The sequence below is a fragment of the Neobacillus sp. BF23-41 genome (assembly GCF_041106275.1).
On record NZ_JBGBPR010000013.1, the window covers coordinates 109,636 to 128,032 of the forward strand.

23 protein-coding genes and 1 pseudogene are annotated in these 18,397 nt (G+C 35.6%); 14 read left to right on the top strand and 10 right to left on the bottom strand.

Annotated features, from left to right (window positions below; translation table 11 throughout):
• Nucleotides 1-4: 4 nt before the first annotated feature.
• Entirely contained in the window at nt 5-253 is a 249-nt protein-coding gene (locus AB7942_RS19375; protein ID WP_088088610.1) for a transcriptional regulator SplA domain-containing protein, read from the top strand.
• A 48-nt stretch (nt 254-301) separates the two neighbouring features.
• On the opposite strand, the gene AB7942_RS19380 is transcribed toward AB7942_RS19375, so the two are convergent.
• Nucleotides 302-520: a cold-inducible protein YdjO-related protein gene (locus AB7942_RS19380; protein WP_251032777.1), complete on the bottom strand. Its 219-nt coding sequence runs from the start codon at nt 518-520 to the stop codon at nt 302-304.
• Nucleotides 521-567: 47 nt separating this feature from the next.
• Between AB7942_RS19380 and AB7942_RS19385 the strand changes: the two genes are divergently transcribed.
• Nucleotides 568-711, top strand: a complete 144-nt coding sequence (locus tag AB7942_RS19385; protein WP_088088611.1) for a hypothetical protein — start codon at nt 568-570, stop codon at nt 709-711.
• Nucleotides 712-777: 66 nt separating this feature from the next.
• Here the strand turns inward: AB7942_RS19385 and AB7942_RS19390 are convergent, their stop codons facing one another.
• Nucleotides 778-1,455, bottom strand: coding sequence for an LrgB family protein (locus tag AB7942_RS19390; protein ID WP_369448143.1), 678 nt, complete (start codon nt 1,453-1,455; stop codon nt 778-780).
• On the bottom strand, nt 1,439-1,831 hold the full coding sequence (locus tag AB7942_RS19395; RefSeq protein WP_369448144.1) for a CidA/LrgA family protein: 393 nt from the start codon (nt 1,829-1,831) through the stop codon (nt 1,439-1,441). Before AB7942_RS19395 ends, AB7942_RS19390 begins: the two co-directional genes overlap by 17 nt.
• Nucleotides 1,832-2,015: 184 nt before the next feature.
• On the opposite strand from AB7942_RS19395, the gene AB7942_RS19400 reads away from it, so the two are divergent.
• Together AB7942_RS19400 and AB7942_RS19405 are read left to right on the top strand one after the other, a co-directional pair.
• Entirely contained in the window at nt 2,016-2,618 is a 603-nt protein-coding gene (locus AB7942_RS19400) for an SCO family protein (RefSeq protein ID WP_369448145.1), read from the top strand.
• Nucleotides 2,619-2,995: 377 nt separating this feature from the next.
• Nucleotides 2,996-4,612, top strand: a complete 1,617-nt coding sequence (locus tag AB7942_RS19405; RefSeq protein ID WP_369448146.1) for an ABC-F family ATP-binding cassette domain-containing protein — start codon at nt 2,996-2,998, stop codon at nt 4,610-4,612.
• A 48-nt stretch (nt 4,613-4,660) separates the two neighbouring features.
• On the opposite strand, the gene AB7942_RS19410 is transcribed toward AB7942_RS19405, so the two are convergent.
• A complete protein-coding gene (locus AB7942_RS19410) occupies nt 4,661-4,792 on the bottom strand; it encodes a YuzL family protein (RefSeq protein ID WP_335439024.1) in 132 nt (43 codons plus the stop codon).
• Between the two features lie 102 nt (nt 4,793-4,894).
• On the opposite strand from AB7942_RS19410, the gene AB7942_RS19415 reads away from it, so the two are divergent.
• The 3 genes and pseudogenes from AB7942_RS19415 (at nt 4,895) to modB (ending at nt 6,203) form a co-directional block, all read left to right on the top strand.
• Nucleotides 4,895-5,137 (top strand): YkuS family protein, encoded by a 243-nt coding sequence (locus AB7942_RS19415; protein ID WP_026563751.1) that lies wholly within the window; start codon nt 4,895-4,897, stop codon nt 5,135-5,137.
• Between the two features lie 116 nt (nt 5,138-5,253).
• A pseudogene (gene modA / locus AB7942_RS19420) lies at nt 5,254-5,538 on the top strand (molybdate ABC transporter substrate-binding protein); the annotation flags it as partial.
• A gap of 8 nt (nt 5,539-5,546) precedes the next feature.
• The gene (modB, locus tag AB7942_RS19425) at nt 5,547-6,203 is read left to right on the top strand and encodes a molybdate ABC transporter permease subunit (RefSeq protein WP_369448184.1); all 657 of its coding nucleotides are present in this window, start codon (nt 5,547-5,549) and stop codon (nt 6,201-6,203) included.
• 42 nt (nt 6,204-6,245) lie between these two features.
• Here the strand turns inward: modB and AB7942_RS19430 are convergent, their stop codons facing one another.
• Together AB7942_RS19430 and mprF are read right to left on the bottom strand one after the other, a co-directional pair.
• Nucleotides 6,246-7,403, bottom strand: a complete 1,158-nt coding sequence (locus tag AB7942_RS19430) for a D-alanyl-D-alanine carboxypeptidase family protein (RefSeq protein WP_369448147.1) — start codon at nt 7,401-7,403, stop codon at nt 6,246-6,248.
• 145 nt (nt 7,404-7,548) lie between these two features.
• Nucleotides 7,549-10,077 carry a bifunctional lysylphosphatidylglycerol flippase/synthetase MprF gene (mprF, locus tag AB7942_RS19435; protein ID WP_369448148.1) on the bottom strand — a complete coding sequence of 843 codons (2,529 nt, stop codon included), beginning with the start codon at nt 10,075-10,077 and terminating at the stop codon, nt 7,549-7,551.
• Between the two features lie 291 nt (nt 10,078-10,368).
• Here mprF and AB7942_RS19440 point away from each other — a divergent pair, with 291 nt between their 5' ends.
• The 5 genes from AB7942_RS19440 (at nt 10,369) to yidC (ending at nt 15,493) form a co-directional block, all read left to right on the top strand.
• Nucleotides 10,369-10,821, top strand: a complete 453-nt coding sequence (locus AB7942_RS19440; RefSeq protein ID WP_369448149.1) for a cupredoxin domain-containing protein — start codon at nt 10,369-10,371, stop codon at nt 10,819-10,821.
• A gap of 335 nt (nt 10,822-11,156) precedes the next feature.
• Nucleotides 11,157-13,382, top strand: coding sequence for a formate C-acetyltransferase (gene pflB / locus AB7942_RS19445; RefSeq protein ID WP_369448185.1), 2,226 nt, complete (start codon nt 11,157-11,159; stop codon nt 13,380-13,382).
• 96 nt (nt 13,383-13,478) lie between these two features.
• The gene (pflA, locus tag AB7942_RS19450) at nt 13,479-14,228 is read left to right on the top strand and encodes a pyruvate formate-lyase-activating protein (RefSeq protein ID WP_369448150.1); all 750 of its coding nucleotides are present in this window, start codon (nt 13,479-13,481) and stop codon (nt 14,226-14,228) included.
• 147 nt (nt 14,229-14,375) lie between these two features.
• Nucleotides 14,376-14,666, top strand: a complete 291-nt coding sequence (locus tag AB7942_RS19455) for a hypothetical protein (protein ID WP_088088624.1) — start codon at nt 14,376-14,378, stop codon at nt 14,664-14,666.
• Between the two features lie 32 nt (nt 14,667-14,698).
• The gene (gene yidC, locus AB7942_RS19460; protein ID WP_369448151.1) at nt 14,699-15,493 is read left to right on the top strand and encodes a membrane protein insertase YidC; all 795 of its coding nucleotides are present in this window, start codon (nt 14,699-14,701) and stop codon (nt 15,491-15,493) included.
• A 39-nt stretch (nt 15,494-15,532) separates the two neighbouring features.
• On the opposite strand, the gene AB7942_RS19465 is transcribed toward yidC, so the two are convergent.
• Entirely contained in the window at nt 15,533-15,883 is a 351-nt protein-coding gene (locus tag AB7942_RS19465; protein ID WP_088088626.1) for a fluoride efflux transporter FluC, read from the bottom strand.
• Entirely contained in the window at nt 15,880-16,272 is a 393-nt protein-coding gene (gene crcB, locus AB7942_RS19470) for a fluoride efflux transporter CrcB (RefSeq protein ID WP_369448152.1), read from the bottom strand. The genes AB7942_RS19465 and crcB overlap by 4 nt, the downstream gene beginning before the upstream one ends.
• A gap of 118 nt (nt 16,273-16,390) precedes the next feature.
• On the opposite strand from crcB, the gene AB7942_RS19475 reads away from it, so the two are divergent.
• Nucleotides 16,391-16,984 (top strand): YhcN/YlaJ family sporulation lipoprotein, encoded by a 594-nt coding sequence (locus AB7942_RS19475; RefSeq protein WP_369448153.1) that lies wholly within the window; start codon nt 16,391-16,393, stop codon nt 16,982-16,984.
• 55 nt (nt 16,985-17,039) lie between these two features.
• On the opposite strand, the gene AB7942_RS19480 is transcribed toward AB7942_RS19475, so the two are convergent.
• Nucleotides 17,040-17,627 (bottom strand): GNAT family N-acetyltransferase, encoded by a 588-nt coding sequence (locus AB7942_RS19480; protein ID WP_369448154.1) that lies wholly within the window; start codon nt 17,625-17,627, stop codon nt 17,040-17,042.
• Nucleotides 17,628-17,714: 87 nt separating this feature from the next.
• The gene (locus tag AB7942_RS19485) at nt 17,715-17,918 is read right to left on the bottom strand and encodes a DUF6501 family protein (protein ID WP_088088630.1); all 204 of its coding nucleotides are present in this window, start codon (nt 17,916-17,918) and stop codon (nt 17,715-17,717) included.
• A gap of 248 nt (nt 17,919-18,166) precedes the next feature.
• Between AB7942_RS19485 and sda the strand changes: the two genes are divergently transcribed.
• Nucleotides 18,167-18,301, top strand: a complete 135-nt coding sequence (gene sda, locus AB7942_RS19490) for a sporulation histidine kinase inhibitor Sda (protein ID WP_088088631.1) — start codon at nt 18,167-18,169, stop codon at nt 18,299-18,301.
• Nucleotides 18,302-18,397: the final 96 nt, after the last annotated feature.

The following is an 18,397-nucleotide window of genomic DNA, read 5'->3' on the forward strand; positions in this document are numbered from 1 at the left end:
TTATATGGGAATGATTGAAATAGCTAATGCTAAACCGGGTGATGAAGTTTATATTATTTATCGGAATCCTACTTTTCTAACTGCCGCAAATATTAAAGCCGCCGAAATTGTCCAACATCCAAATAACCCTGATAACTTAGCGTTATATCTTAATGAGAAATTTCTTGACCTTGAAGAAGATGATGCACTTTTTAGCAGCTCTGATGCAGCAAAAAAGGCATATGATACACATTTTTTTGATTTTGGTGAATAAGAAAAGACTGTCATTTATCTATGACAGTCTTTACAAATATATAAATACTTAAATTTGCGGAAGTTCTCTCATTTCCTGTAGCATTTCATTGCCACACATTGGGCAGAGTAAGTCATCTGCCACAAAATCTTTCCTCATCCAACCTATACACGCTTCATCTATACAAGAATAGATTTCAGTATCAACCAAGATTGTTTCAATTTCTTCTTCTTTAGCTCTTTTACCGTAAAAAATGGGAACCGCCTCCTTTTTTATTAGTATGCACAAAAAAGCGGCTTTTCATTTCCATAAAATCCATAGGAGTGGGAAAAATAATGTTTACAAATAAAAACCAATACACAATCGTTGGAACGGATATCGAAGAAGTCAAGAGGTTAAATAGCCAATCTGGCTTAAGTTATAATGAAGTCAAGAAGTTACTTGCAGGAATGTACCTTGATAATAAAAAAGAAAAGTAGAGATTTTTTCTATTTAAATTATGAAAAAACTAAAGCCTTCCTATTAAATGGAAGGCTTTAGTTTTTCTATAGGAAATAAGGAATTAGATATGGTACGATAAACGAAATTAATAAGGCGGCAATTCCCATTGCTGCTCCAGCAACAGCTCCCTGGATTTCTCCTTCCTTGACTGCTTCAGCTGTGCCAATTCCATGTGCTATGGTCCCGATTGATAAGCCTCGAGCAAAAGGATGATGAATTTTAAATATAGTCAGAAGCTTTGGACCAAACATAGCTCCAATCATTCCAGTAAGAATAACAAAAGCAACAATGAGTGATACATTAGCTTTAATTATTTTCCCAATTTCTGTTGCAACTGGGACCGTAACTGACTTTATTGTTAACGAAAGAAGTAGCATTTTAGAGAAATAGAAGCATTTAGCAATAACTAGGGCAGTGGTAATCGTTGTAAATGTCCCAATTAAAAGTCCAACGCAAGCAGCAACCCTATACTTTGCAATCAAATTCCGATTCTTATAGATTGGCACTGCTAAGGCTACTGTTGCTGGACCAAGCAGGTAAGTCATAATTTTTTTAGCAGGAATATATTCACGATAAGTAATATGTGATCCTACTAATAAGATAATAATGATGAATGTACTTAAGAATACTGGGCTCGTTAAAGGGGAGGAATACTTTTGGCCAAACCCGCGAGATAGTTTATAAACAGCAACTGTTAGGAAAATACTATAAACTGTGATCATGATAATTCACTTTCACCTTTTCTTTTTTCATAATCACTGATTGGGTGGCTTTACCTGCCGATAAAAGTCCAATAAAAGTACTTGTTACAAGGACAAATAAGATACTGACGCCCTTATGTATGAAGATAGGCCCCAATGTCATTAATCCTACGGCAATAGGAATGAAAAAAAAGCTTAAATGTTTTAATAACCATGTGGCCGCTACGTCTATTTGTTCGACTTTTATTACACCTGTCCAGAGTAAAACTAAAAGGAGTAGTATACCGATAACATTTCCTGGAATTTGCAAATGAAGAATTCGTGCAATTTGATTTCCAATCTGATAAATCACAATTAATATCAATATTTGACTAGAAAATGTCAGCACTTTTTTCACTAAATCGCCCTCCTTTTCTCTGGAATAAAAAAGTACAATCAGCAATATTCTAAATTTTTAAAAAATATAATCAATAATATTACAGTATAAAGGAATCACTTTAAATTTGCATTAACTTTTGTTCACAAAATATCCATATCTTTTTTCGAATAACTTCTTTATCTTTATGGTAGGAGGGATACATATGAAAAAGATCTATTTAATATGCAGTCTTACTGTGTTTATTGGGATTGCAGCAGGAATTTCTTTCTTTCTCATTCGCGATGCAAATGCGAAAATACCTGCAGAAGTTACCTTGGTAGACCAAAACGGTGATTCATATAATTTTGGTAAGGATCATACCAAATTAAAACTTGTTGAATTCATCTACACTCATTGTCCTGATATTTGTCCAACAACCACCGAAAAAATGATTGACTTGAAAAAAGATTTTGAAAAGATTGGCGTTTTTGGTAAGGATATTGAATTTTTAACAATTACCATCGATCCATATCGAGATACTCCCGAGATATTAACTAGTTATATGAAGGGGTTTGAGATAGAGAATAACAAAAAATGGCTATTCTTAACAGGAGACAAGCAAAACATAAAAAGGGACCGCCAAGAAATGAAAAAGGTTGCGGATGCGATGCAATTTCAATTTAAAGATCCTGGCAATGGTCAATTCATCCATTCAACCTTTACCTTCCTAGTTGATGAAAACAATAAATTCATCGACAAGTTTCCAATGGGAAAAGACTTTAATAAAAAAGAAGTTTATGACACAGTAATGGATAAATTAGACTAAACAAAAAAGCGATTAGTCCACTTGGGATTAATCGCTTTTTATTACTTTTTTCTTTAATTCACGGATGAAGGGTATTTTTTTATTTGCTGTAAAGACAATAGGTAATTAGACTTTGGTTTTGTTAAACTCGCTTTTATACCGGCCTTTTTTAACTTGTTAACGAGTTCAGTCAGTTGATTCTTCGCCATATTTCTCACACCTTCTTTTACTAGCTTCATATCCCAATTCTACATCAAAAATATGAATAAAGTGTGAAATCGGAGAAATTTTTTTAGAAAATTTTTCTTTTAAAAGGAACTTCATCTGAAAGAATTCGCTCTTCTACTATTTTAATGGTATAATCAGTAGATATTTTGTTCTTGGAGGATGTTTTAAATATGATTACTGTAAGTAACGTAGGTTTAAGATATGGAGACCGGAAATTATTCGAAGATGTAAACATTAAATTTAATCCTGGTAACTGCTACGGACTAATTGGTGCAAATGGTGCCGGAAAATCAACCTTTTTAAAAATTCTATCTGGTGAAATTGAAGCACAAACAGGAACTGTTCAGCTCGGACCTAACGAACGGATGGCTGTGTTAAAGCAGAACCATTTTGAATATGAAGAATACGAAGTATTAAAGACTGTCATTATGGGTCATACGAGACTTTACCAAGTTATGCAGGAAAAAGACGCTATCTATATGAAGGAAAACTTCACGGATGAAGACGGTATGAAGGCTGCTGAGCTTGAGGGTGAATTTGCCGAATTAAACGGTTGGGAAGCAGAACCAGAAGCAGCTATTCTTCTAAAAGGACTTGGCATTGGTGAGGACCTTCATTATAAGAAAATGGCTGAAATAACTGGGTCAGAAAAAGTGAAAGTGCTGCTTGCACAAGCTTTGTTTGGCAGACCAGACGTTTTACTTCTCGATGAGCCTACAAACCACTTGGACATCAAAGCCATTCAATGGTTGGAAGACTTCTTAATTAACTTTGAAAACACTGTTATTGTTGTTTCCCATGACCGTCATTTCCTTAATAAGGTTTGTACTCATATCGCCGACTTAGATTTTGGGAAAATTCAAGTTTATGTTGGTAACTATGATTTCTGGTATGAATCAAGTCAATTAGCTACAAGATTAACTTCAGACGCTAATAAAAAGAAGGAAGAAAAAATCAAGGAATTACAAGCCTTTATTGCACGCTTTAGTGCCAATGCCTCGAAATCAAAACAGGCTACTTCTCGTAAGAAGCTACTTGATAAGATTACGCTTGATGACATTAGACCTTCATCTCGCCGGTATCCTTTTGTTGGCTTTACGCCAGACCGAGAAATTGGTAATGATTTGTTACGCGTTGAAGGATTAACAAAAACCATTGATGGTGTAAAGGTTCTTGATAACGTTAATTTTATTGTCAATAAGGGTGATAAAATTGCTCTTGTTGGAACAAACGAGGCTGCTAAGACGGTACTGTTTAAAATTTTAATGGGCGAAATGGAAGCAGATAGTGGTACCTTTAAATGGGGTATTACTACTTCTCAAGCGTATTTCCCGAAGGATAACTCCGAGTATTTTGAAAACAGTGACTTAAACCTAGTGGATTGGCTTCGTCAATTCTCACCTAAAGATGACAGCGAGAGCTTTTTACGTGGATTTTTAGGAAGAATGCTTTTCTCTGGTGAAGAAGTACTGAAAAAAGCAAGTGTCCTTTCAGGGGGAGAAAAAGTTCGTTGTATGCTTTCAAAAATGATGTTAAATGGAGCGAATGTTCTACTTCTTGATGAGCCAACTAACCATTTAGACTTAGAATCGATCACCGCTCTTAATAATGGACTAATTAACTTTAAGGGCTCGTTGCTTTTTGCATCCCATGACCATCAATTTATCCAAACAATTGCTAATCGAATTTTTGAATTAACACCAAAAGGCTTAGTAGATAAGCAAATGAACTACGACGAATATCTTGAAAATGATGAGATACAGAAGCAAGTTGCACAGATGTACTAATAAATAATTAGACGGCACCCACGGTCTGTAACGTGGGTGCCTGTTTTTTTAGCTTTTTTTCTGTTTTCTGCTTGATGATGGTTCAGTCCGTGAACCTGTTTCGGTTGTAGTTGTTCCCTGACCTTCTACTTGCGGGGAAGCCAACCCGATTGTCGATGGATCCTTTTTACGTTTTCCCATTTTTGTACACCTCCCCTATTAGTTTTTGGATGATTATAGCTACTTATTCCGAATAATTACGGTAAAGTTAGGCAAGATAATTTAGAGGAGGAGGTGTTTTGTATGGCAAAAATTGGTGTGGAACAATCTCTTGCACAAGTTCAACAGGCTTTACGTGAAAAAGGACATGATGTGATCGAATTAAAGCAAGAGTCGGATGCTCAGAATTGTGATTGCTGTGTGGTTACAGGACTAGATTCTAATGTAATGGGTATGCAGGATACCTTTACAAAAGGATCAGTTATAGACGCAAATGGCCTGTCTGCTGATGAAGTATGTCAACAAGTCGAAAGTAGACTACAATAATCAGGTTATTTTTCAAAGACTAAAGGATTTACTTTAGTCTTTTTTTTTTTTCTATTCTTTTATGATTAAATCAATTTGCTATAATGATTATGAATGAAGATGTTTAGAAGGACGGATTACAATCAAAAATAATTCAAACAAAAGATGTTCGCCAGGTTCTTACCTATGTGGAGACGAAAAGTGTTGATGCTGGCATCGTCTATATGACAGATCTAAAAGGATCTGATAAAGTAAAGGTTATTACTGTCGCTGAGGAACAGTCTCACGAACCAATTATTTATTCTGCAGGTATTATAAAGTCATCTGTTAACAAGAAAGAGGTTTCTCTATTTTAAGATTATTTACAAACTCCTTCGGCACGAGCGATATTTAAAAAATATGGTTTTAAAGTATTGGATTGATCTTTTTGATGCAAAGTGAATTCTGGTCCCCCATTATTTTATCGCTAAAGGTTGCGTCTATTTCTGTTACCTTAGTGTTTGTGTTTGGAATCTTATTAGCTAGATTACTATCCAAAGGACTCTTTAGGGGAAAAATGCTCATTGAAATTTTTCTGTTGCTTCCAAACGTATTGCCTCCTACAGTGATCGGATTTTTACTGATATTCTTTTTTGGTGGGAATAGTCCGGTTGGTTCAATAATAAATAAACTATTTGATAGTTCCATTATTTTTACACCTTTTGCTGCAGTGATTGCTTCAACCATTGTTGCTTTTCCCTTAATGTATCAAACGGTAAAGATTGGTTTTCAATCTGTTGATAAGGGAATAGAAGAAGCAGCAAGAGTTGATGGTGCTCACGAACTGAATGTATTTTTACTTGTAACCCTGCCATTATCTACAAGATCGATTATTACGGGCCTTATTCTTAGTTTTGCAAGAGCATTAGGTGAATTCGGAGCAACCTTCATGTTCGCCGGCAATATTCCTGGAAAAACACAAACCGCTCCCACAGCCATTTATATAGCCATGGAATCTGGGAACATGAAATTAGCCTGGCTCCTTGTCATATCGATGATTATTATCTCATCCTTAATGTTACTTGCTACCAATGTAACACAAAAATAGCCATGAAAAGGTTTCATCCTTCCCATGGCTTTTATGATAAGATTAGTATTTTTTTATGAATTTCTTCCTTACACCTATAAAAATTCCCGCAAATGCGATGATAATGATCCCATATATCGCATTAAAATGGGAAACCTGTTGTTTCTTAACACTAATTTTATCGCTTTTAATTGTAACCTTCTCCGGAATTGGCTCTTTATATTTTAATGGTACTAACTGGACCACTTGCCCGTTAGTATTTTTTATCGATAGTTTCCCCTCAGTATTTACCTCTTTAATGGTCCCATTTATTGATTCAGTGATCAGGGTGTCCATTTCAGGGCAAAATTCTTTATTATCCTTTATGTAAATTTCATCTTGCTTTAATATTGAATGCTGAAAGTTCTTAAAACCATAATCAAACAAACGGGCTGTATCATCATATTTCTCTCTTTGTTGTTCAGAATTTAAAACGACTGCTGTCAACCCTAATTTTGCATTTCTAGCTGTAGTAGCCAGAGTTTGTTTTGCCTCACTTGTATACCCTGTTTTGCCGCCAGTTATTCCTGGATAAGCTAACTCTCCTTTAAGCATGCGGTGGTGGGTTAGGATATTCGTTTTCCAAGATTGCCCCTCCCATTTGAGGACTTTTGTTCCAAAGATGTCAGCAAAAATGGGATTCTTAATTGCATAATTAGTTATTATTGCTAAATCCATTGCTGTCGTATAGTGGTTTTTATCAAACAAACCGTTGGGATTGATAAAATGGGTGTTCTTGACGCCAATCGTTGATTTTAAATACCCATTCAAATGAACAGCAAACTGTTCGACACTTCCATCTAAATGTTCCGCAATTGCTACAGCTGCATCATTTCCGGAATTAATTAGCATGCCTTGGATCAATTTCTTTAAAGGGATCTTTTCCCCTTCATCTAAATATACCCTTGTTCCCTCTTGTCTAACTGCATTACCACTAACAGTTACGATACTGTCCAAGTTTCCCTTTTCAATTGCATAGATTGCAGTTGCTATTTTCGTTAGACTTGCAGGGTACATTCTTTGATTGGCATTTTTCGCAAAGAGAATAGCACCTGTATCTGAATCTAACAGAACAGCCCCCTTACTTTTCAGTTCTATCGGACCATTTATTGCCGCAAAGGTGTTTAAATGGTTAGAACAAATAAGTAGGATAAAAATAATTAACGATATTAACTTTTTCAATAGATAACACCCAACTTATACATTATTTCCTAATTAATATTACCAGATAGTTTTGCAAAATAATAGTTTCAAAATAGAAATTATTAATTAAAGATCAATTATAGGAAAAAGAAAAGCCGGCAGGTATCTTCCGCCGGTAATAGTTCTAATTTCTTTTTTTTGATATCAATAAAGTTATTTGAGCCATTATTAATGGTAATGACGATTTTCTGCGATAAGCCAAGTATTTAGGCTCCCATATGTTTGTATATTTCTGCTTAAATTTTCTCAGACCTTGGAAATGATAAATAAAGTGTCCGTGCAAGAAAATTTGAGCAGCAATTTTCTCGCCTAGAAAAGAAAACCTTGATAATCCTACATTCGCAAGTGGGGCCATCCCCATATTAAAGCGGCCGTACCCTTGTTCCTTTGCCCAATCAAATAAACAAAGGAAGAGATAATCAACAGTTCCTGATGATACTTCGGGTCTAAATCTCATTAAATCAACAGATATCGTCTGATAGTCATCGTATACATACATAATGCTCATAAAGCCAAGTGTTTGCATATTTTCATCTTTTAAAATAGCAATCGGCGCCTTATTTAAATATTCTTCATCAAAGAACCCCAAAGAAAAACCCTTCTCAGTTCGCCCTAGAAGCCACTCATTAGATATTTCTCTAAGTTCTTCCACCAGCCCTGGTGTAAATGGAGGGCCAACTACTTCAAAAGAATAGTTTGCTCGAGCAAATTTATTTCTTAATGTCCGTAAGCCCTTCATTTTGTTTCCAGAAAGGGAAAAATTCTTCAGATCAACAAACGCCTCTTCACCTAATTTAAAAAAAGCAAAGCCATGGCCGTGGAGATACGGAAGCATATCATCACTTACCTGATAAAAAACAGGAGTAAAACCATGTAAATCGGCTATTTCCTGAAATTCCTCAATTGCATTAGATAATTCGTTTTTTTCCCCAATCGGGTCGCCGAGAATAACTAACTTGTCTGCATATTGTTGATAGGATAATAAAACATTCTTTTTACTGTTCCAAAAGATTAATTTGTCATGTAAAAAAATTAAATGGGAAAGTACCTTTCCTTGATACTTGGTTAAATGAGCAATAATTTCTTTATCTCGACCATAGGACTTCTCCAATGACCACTTTTTAGGCAAACTGATTAAATAGCCAAACATAAGTATTAATAAAGCAATGACAAGTCCTATAACAGCACTCGTAAATAAATCCCGATAATCGACAATTACATAAGGCAAAAGCTTGGAAGGGATTTCTATTTTTGAGATCGGCAGGTTTGCATACCCTATTAAGAGATACATTGCAGTAATCATTAGAATAATCGTAATATCAAAGATCGTTTTTCCCCAAGTCAGTACATAACTCTCACGATAAAATTGACCTTTTGACATCCGTAGTAAAAGGGCGACAATAATTAAAAATATCGCTTCCTCATAATCAATCCCTTTAAAAATAGAGAATAGTGCCGCTAGAATTAGGGCGAACATTGTCAACTCATACGCTCTCTTCACACTATATTCAATTCCTCGAGATAATCCTAGTAATAAAAACCCTGCAGCCACCGATAATTGGTGTGATACGTTAATGATTGGAAACGATAAAAGCTCCTGGGCTACCTTTAGTCTGGACATAATTCCAGGGATACTTGCAGATAAAAGCAAGATTAAACCTGATAAAAAAACAAGCATCGTTAACAAGACATGACTAAGTCCTTGGACAACAGCTTTAGGAAGATCATTCCAGGTTTGGTTCCATTTTTCCCAATAAAGCTTAACAAAGAATACAAGGCTTAAAAGGAATGGTAAAAAATAATACCCAATCCGATAAAATAAAAGCAAAACAAGCACTTTTTCTTCGGGAATAAATAACTCTTGCATCCCCCAAATAAACACTAAATCAAAGGATCCTAGCCCTCCTGGAATCATACTTATGATGCCTGCACAAGCAGCTACAATATAGACAGGAAATAGACTGTCTGCAGTAATTGAAATCCCCAAAATCCTGCATAAGATCAAAATTGCAAAAAATACTGCGAGCCATTCGATAATTGAAACCAAGATAAGCTTCAATGTAATATTTGTACTTAATAGTGACTGACTGCCCTTATTTGATTTAATCATATGGATGATTATAAAAAGCGGTAAGTATAAACCGACTCCAAGAACAGCAAAATAGAGCCATCTTGTATCAACAAACAGTGGAAAATTTCGATGCTTTATTATAACGATCCATGATAAAACTGATACCCCTGTTAAATAAAATAAGGATACAGAAGCAATAACCCCCAAAAGCTTTCGCTTGTCCTGTTCGAGCTTATGAAAGAAGTACGTCCTTAACATTCCCCCTATTAATCCACCGAAGCCGATTAAATTTGAAAAGGAATTCGCAATGAATGATTGTTCCAAAAGATCCCGAATTGGGACTTTCAATTTTAATATCCTGACTAATATCACATCATATAGCAACATTGGTAAAACAGCGACAAAGGTGATTGCTATTATTAATAGAAGAAGCCCGATATTAAGCTGATTAAGTTCATCCTTCAGTAACTGTATATTTAAGTTTTGGGTGAATTTTTTTATTTCAATAATTGCAAAGATTAACAGTAACAACGGGAAAATAAATTTAGCGATTTTTAAAATCTTTTCTTTTCGAATCCCCAACAAGCTAACCACCTAATTTTTCAGCTAATTCAACCTAGTCTCCGCAAGTGTTCTTTTAATTCCTGATTTTACTATAAACTTTTCTATAGGAAAAACAAAGAAATATTTCCTCACATTGCTGGATATTAATACTCATTGTAGACATTTTTTTAAATGTTCAACCATTGATAGAGAACCAAGAGTAAAGAGATTTATTTATCAAAAGGAGTACAAAAATAATAAAAAAGAGACAAGTTTACTCACCTAATAGGCATATGAATAAAGTAGGACAAATATACGAGGGGGTACCAAATGAAATTTGTAGTATTTAAAAAGGAAACACTACTATTTTTTGCAGCTATTGGTGTTGTACTTGTTTCGCTATCGGCATGGTTCATATTAAAAGCTGGAGATACAACTGTCTTTAATCAGCAAGGAAAAGCAAATATCCGTGAAATTCACATGGTTACTGCGGAATTCAGTACAAAAATGAAAAACGGAAGAGAAATGGAGGCTTACCGCTGGGATCCTGGTACAGTTTTCTTAGAAAAAGACGAAAAAGTAAGGTTATTCATTAATGGGATTAACGGTGAAGAGCATCCTTTTTATATAGAAGGAACAAAAATAAAAGGGATAGTGAAAAAAGGAGAAGAAACCATTGTTCCTCTCCAGTTTGAAAAAGAAGGAACCTATCGATTGATTTGTGAGGTTCATTCAGACCGGTCACAAAATGGCCCAATGATTGCTTATATTGTGGTAGATTAACGCAGGAGATCTTTCTCCTGCTTTTTTTATTTCAATTGTAGTTCTGTTTTAATAATTAATACCATTGACACCTTGTTATTATTGGATTTTTTCTATATAACAGTTTATCTGTTACCCTTAATAATTATAGTACAGTTTTTATTTTTTAATCTAAATGTCAGAACGAATCAGCCTAGGATAATGAAAAATATCCCTTTAAATCAGACTTCACAAAACCTTAACAATTAGTTACTAATATGCGTACCTTTTTTTACAATATATCTGTTATACTCTATTCGTAAAGTAAATACCAAAACTGTTATATAGCTTTTATAAAAAATATGAGGTGAAATATGATGGAAAAATGGAATGGATTTACCAAAGGTGCATGGTCAAAAGAAGTTAACGTTCGCGATTTTATCCTAAAAAACTTTACTCCTTTTGAAGGAGATGAATCTTTCTTAGCAGGTCCAACTGCAGCAACTACTAAACTTTGGGATCAAGTAATGGAATTAACAAAGCAAGAGCGTGAAAATGGCGGAGTATTGGATATGGACACAGAAACCGTTTCTACTATTACTTCCCATGGTCCTGGATATCTTAATGAAGATCTTGAAAAAATAGTTGGTGTACAAACTGATAAACCTTTTAATCGTTCTATGCAGCCATTTGGCGGCATTCGCATGGCGAAAGCGGCTTGTGAGGCTTATGGTTACGAATTAAACCCTGAAATTGAAAAAATCTTTACTGAGTTCCGTAAAACCCACAACCAAGGTGTCTTCGATGCCTATACCGATGAAATAATGCTTGCACGTAAAGCTGCAATCATTACTGGACTTCCTGATGCATATGGCCGCGGTCGTATTATCGGTGATTACCGTAGGGTTGCCCTTTATGGTGTTGATTTCTTAATCCAAGAAAAGCACAAGGATCAAAAGAACACAAGCAAAGTAATGACTGAAGATAACATGCGTCTTCGCGAGGAACTCGCTGAACAAATTCGTGCGTTAAAAGAACTGAAGGAAATGGCAAACAGCTATGGATTTGATATCAGCCAGCCTGCTAAAAATGCTGCTGAAGCATTCCAGTTTGTGTATTTTGGTTACTTAGCAGCGATCAAGGAACAAAATGGTGCTGCGATGAGCCTTGGTCGTGTATCAACGTTCTTAGATATTTACGTAGAAAGAGACTTACAAAACGGTACATTAACTGAAGAAGCTGTACAAGAAATTGTTGATCATTTTATTATGAAACTTCGTCTCGTTAAATTTGCACGGACACCAGATTATAATGAATTATTCAGCGGTGACCCTACATGGGTAACGGAGTCAATTGGCGGTATGGCAAATGATGGTCGTTCTCTTGTAACGAAGAACTCCTTCCGTTTCCTTCATACATTAGATAATTTAGGTGCCGCACCAGAACCAAACTTAACGGTTTTATGGTCACCGCTGTTACCTGAGAACTTTAAAAAGTATTGTGCAAAAATGTCAATCAAAACTAGCTCCATTCAATATGAAAACGATGATCTTATGCGTCCAGAATATGGCGATGACTATGGAATTGCCTGCTGTGTATCCGCTATGGAAATTGGTAAGCAAATGCAATTCTTCGGAGCTCGTGCAAACCTAGCAAAAGCACTTCTTTACTCCATTAACGGCGGCGTTGATGAAAAATTAAAAATCCAAGTTGGACCACAATATCAGCCAATTACTTCTGAAGTATTAAATTATGAAGAAGTCATGCAAAAATTTGATCTTATGATGGAATGGCTTGCTGGACTTTATATTAACACATTAAATGTAATTCACTATATGCATGATAAGTACAGCTATGAAAGAATTGAAATGGCGTTACATGATACCAAGATCCTTCGTACGATGGCAACTGGTATTGCTGGCCTATCCGTTGTTGCTGATTCACTTAGTGCCATTAAATATGGTGAAGTTAAGGTAATCCGTGATGAAAATGGTCTTGCGGTTGATTTTGAAACGAATGGTGACTTCCCTAAATACGGAAACAACGATGACCGTGTGGATGCGATTGCTGTTGAAGTTCTTAAAACCTTTATGAAAAAGCTTCGCAAGCACCAGACTTACCGTGACTCAGTTCATACACTTTCAATCCTGACGATTACATCAAATGTGGTATATGGTAAGAAAACTGGTAACACACCTGATGGCCGTCGTATGGGAGAACCATTTGCACCAGGTGCTAACCCAATGCATGGACGTGACACAAAAGGAACATTAGCTTCCCTTTCTTCTGTTGCAAAACTTCCTTACAACTATGCAATGGATGGAATTTCAAATACCTTCTCAATCGTGCCTAAAGCTTTAGGTAAAGAAGAAGAAAGCCAAGTGCGCAACCTAGTATCCATCCTAGATGGATATGCTATCAAATCAGGTCATCACTTAAATGTTAACGTCTTTAATAGAGAAACATTAATTGATGCAATGGAACACCCAGAGCTTTATCCACAATTAACAATCCGTGTATCTGGTTATGCAGTAAACTTTATTAAATTAACAAAAGAACAGCAATTAGACGTTATTAATCGTACTTTCCACGAATCATTATAAAGCGGAAGCGCTGCTAGGCGCTGGAATCAGAGAACTAGTTCAATACCAGGAGCCCTTTATATCGGGCTCCTATTAAATTAAAGGGGGATCATCATCATGAACGGAAATATTCATTCAATCGAAACATTAGGGACAGTCGACGGACCAGGGATCCGATATGTAATTTTTACACAAGGCTGTCTATTAAGGTGCCAGTTTTGCCATAATGCTGATACTTGGGAAATCGGCAGCGGCAAAGAAATGGCTGTTTCCGATATCATGGATGATCTAATGTCTTACCTCCCCTTCATCCAATCGTCGGGTGGCGGTATTACAGTAAGTGGTGGAGAACCACTGTTGCAAATTCCTTTCTTAATAGAATTGTTCAAGGAATGCAAAAAGAAAGGGATTCATACTACCATCGATTCTTCTGGTGGCTGTTTCTCCCATTCCAAGCTTTTTATTGAACAGCTTGAAGAACTCTTACAGTATACTGACTTAATCCTTCTCGATTTGAAGCATATTAACCGAAAAAAGCATATCCAGCTAACTGGCATGGCCAATGATCATATCCTTGAATTTGCAACATTTTTATCAGACCATCAAGTTCCAGTTTGGGTACGCCATGTGCTTGTCCCTACGGTTACGGATGATCCTGAAGATCTGGAAAAACTCGGTGAATTTATCGGAACGCTTAAAAATGTCCAAAAGATTGAAATCCTGCCGTATCACAAGCTCGGTGTTTATAAGTGGGAAGCTCTAGGACTTGAATATCAACTTAACTCTGTCGAACCACCTACAGAGGAAAAAGTCGAGTTTGCTTATAAATTGATAACTGCAAGCTGGAAGGCACCGATTGGACACTGATTCACTTCTGAATCAGTGTTTTTTTAAGAACTTATTTGTCCAATTAGTAATGTCTTCAAAATATGGTATAATCGCAATTATAAAATTGATTCTTTACTCTTTCTACTATATACTCATATCATTGACAATTAAGTGAGGTGATAATTTTTGTTTCAATTGCTTATAGATATTTCAGATATCAATGCCCTAAACGCCCTTTACGTCAGTATTTATTTAGGAATTACTTTAAAATTCTTATGGGCTTGGAGTGTGGAATATTCTTTTCTTGGCTCCTTATCTAATCAAGCAAGAACAGAAATTATTCACCCATTGGCATTTTACCGTAAGAAAAGTTGTTTAAATGGAAGCTATATTCTGAAAAGAATTGTTATATATTTTCGTAGAAAAGAATATTCTCAGGATGATACTGAAGAGCCTATTTCCTTCCTATATACTTAACACAATTTATTTACAACATTCTAGGAGGAAATATGAAAACAAAACGATCTTCACTACTATTATTCTCACTGCTTGGCTTAATAACATTATTGCTATCGGCTTGTTCATCTCAAACACAAAAAGGAACTAACAATACTGGATTTTTTCAACATTATGTTGTCAATCCTTTTTCTATATCTATCCATTCCGTTGCTGAATTCTTTAACGGAAACTATGGTTTGGCCATAATTATTGTTACAATAGTTATCAGACTAGCGTTAATGCCGTTAATGCTTAGGCAGTATAAAAATCAAATGGGTATGAAGGAAAAGATGGATGTATTAAAACCCGAAATGGACGTTATTCAAGCAAAGATGAAAACTGAAAAGGATCCTAAGAAAAAGCAAGAACTACAAGCGGAAATGATGGGCCTTTATAAAAAGCACGGGGTAAATCCATTAAATATGGGCTGTTTGCCATTGCTCATTCAAATGCCTATTCTAACTGGCTTCTATTATGCGATTCGCGGTTCTGAAGAAATTAAAACCCACGAGTTTTTATGGTTTAGTCTCGGAAATCCAGACATTATTATTACAATCATTGCCGGGGTTATTTACTACTTCCAGTTTAAAGTTTCCCAGTCCAATATGCCAACAGCACAGCAAGACCAAATGAAATACATGGGATTGCTCTCTCCATTAATGATTGTCATGTTTTCTTTTAATGCACCAGCAGCCCTGCCTCTTTATTGGGTAGTTGGCGGTACATTCCTAATTGTACAAACTATGATTAGCAAAAGTCTTTATCAGATAAATAAAACACCAAAAGTCCAAGTCAAACAAAAATAATCAGATTGAAAAAAGAAGCATCCTTTGATGCTTCTTTTTTTAGATCCAGCTTCCTAACAATAGCCCACAAAAGGTAAGTATGATTCCTATCGTGAAACTGCTTAGCAAATAGCTGTAATAAAGCTTTTTCTTTTTTTCCTTTTTAAGATTTACCGATTCAAGCATTAATGTCGAAAAAGTCGTAAATGACCCCATAAATCCAATACCTATTAAGGAATATAATGACCCTTTTACATTCAGCCCGAGGAGTAACCCCAATAAAAAAGCACCAATTAAATTGACTGTTAGGGTAGCTGAGGGAAAGCCTGTTTTATTTTGGTTTCTGCTAATCGCAAAGCGGCTAATCGCTCCAAAAAAACCACCAATTGAAACAAATATAATCTCAATCATATAACTCTCCTCGATTTTTTTGCTTGTTCACTAAGTAACATTCCTGCCTTAGCCAAAAATAGACCTCCAAATAAACTAACAATTAAATAAAGGAAGCCAAATATGTATTTTCCTGTTTCAAGTAAATGAACTGTTTCAAAGCAAAAAGTTGAAAAGGTAGTATACGAACCAATGACACCAGTGGTAAGTGCGGTAAACAAATACGGATGAAGCTTATTGGAACTAACAAAATGATTTGTCATAAAACCCAATAGAAAGGAACCTGTTAAATTTATTAAAAGGGTTCCTATTGGAAATTCTTTCCCCCATACCACTACAGCAAAAACTGATAATAAATAGCGGAGCAAACTTCCAACGACTCCGCCTAATCCAACTAAGAAATATATCAAAAGCACACACCCCTAAACATTTTGCTTTTTATTATTATCAACTTAAACCGGTTAGGATAGTTTTTTACAAAAATGGCAACCTAATTGTAGTACTTTGACAAAGGAGTGTTAATACAACATGAGAAACAGCTTATTCGTCATTGCCACCCTCGTTTCGAGTCTTTATTTAACAGGTTGTGCAAAGAATAATATCGATGGTGATGTAGCAACCCGGCAACGAAATACAGATGAAATAACTAGAGTGAATTTTAATAACCCTAATCAGGTCGGACCAGCTATTTCAAGTGCAGATACTAGTGATCCGGAATTAGATCGCAGCAGAAATTATAACACTATTACCAATGGACGCAATTATAACCATGTTGGAAGCAATCAAACCAATACTAGAGTAGCGGACAAAGCTGCTGATAAAGTGATCAACTTAACAGAAGTAGACAACGCAACTGTTATTATAAACGATAATAATGCTTATGTTGCGGCTAAATTGGACGTTTCAGCTCGTAATGAATTGACTTCAGCTATTAAAGAAAAGATTGCTAGAGCAGTTAAATCTGTTGATCGGGACATTGACAATGTTTATATTTCTGTTAACCCTGATTTTTATGATCGAATGAATACTTATTCAAGAGATATTCGAAATGGTAGACCGGTTTCAGGTTTTATCGATGAGTTTTCCGATACCATCCGCAGAGTGTTTCCTAATGCGAAGTAATATAAAGTGGGTCGGGAAGTAAAATGCCTGGCAAATTGACCAGGCATCTTACTCTTCACTGCAGTTTCAATTTAACCTCAGTTCTTACATTGTCCCATTCATGACAAAGGATACTAAAAAAGACCGTGTCCCTGGTGTATCCATCGGAAATAATCCGATCTTTTCGTAATATTCCTTCCTTTACTGCTCCAATTCTTGCAATAGCTTGCTGGGACCTTTCATTTCGAGAGTCTGTTTTTAATTGAACACGCGTGAGGTTCCAATTTTCAAAGGCATGCGTTAATAACAGGAATTTACATTCTGTATTTACCTTTGTCCGCCATACATCTGGGTGATACCATGTCGAACCAATTTCAGCACTTTTATGTCGCGGGGATATGTCTAAGAATCGGGTGCTGCCAATCACTTGATTTTCGTTATTTACAACGGTGAAAGTGTATTCTGATCCATTCTCTCTAGCTTTCAATGCTGCTTTAATCATTTGTTCCATTTCATTTATCGATCGAACCTTGGTCGCCATATACGTCCAAATTTCATCTGGTTTGGCCGCTTCCCATAAGCCCTCTAAATGGTCCATACTGATTGGAATCAAATTTACATTTTCCCCTTGTAACGAAAAAAGGTTGTTCCATAATTTATCCATTAGTAAATATCTCCCCTTCAGTTACCGTATCTTTACCACTTTTTCCATATAAAAAGACTGCGGGCTATGCTCCACAGTCCTGTTTATCTATGCATCTTGGAAATATTCCTTGTAGAAGCCGCCTACTTTTCCGGTATTGTCAATAATGTAATAAAATTCTTCTGTCTCATTTTTCACATCATAGATTTTCCCAGCCGTTAAGGCGTTATTGACAAGGTATTTTTTTGCATCCGTGTGAACGCATTTTATTTTTTTTACTGTTTCACGATCACGCCATGATAGATGAATCATTGTTGCCACCGTTCCTTTCGATCAATGTCCAATTTCTAGTATAATCAATCGGGCCGGTCCTGTGCAACCATATCATGCGTCAATTCTGAAAGTATTAGTTTTTTATTTTCACCAATATCTGTTATTAATTTAAGAAATTTGAACTTTTTTCAAATTTTATTAATTTTGGGTTCTCAAACAGACTGTAAACCATTACAATTATAAAAACTGAATATTCATTCCATTTACCAAGGAGGCATTCATAAAAAATGAAAATTATGAGTAATGAGCAATTGGTTGTTTCGTATCGGGATGCATTAAAGTCTGACAAGGAAAAAGAATGGATTAAGATCTTAAAGGATGAAATCAAACGGCGTGGTTTAAAACCCTTTAAAAATCGTTAGCATAAACCCCATGAAAAAACCGCTGAAAGGATTCAGCGGTTTTTCAATAAATAATTTATCTTCATTTAGCTTACAGGATGTATTTATTCAAGATCT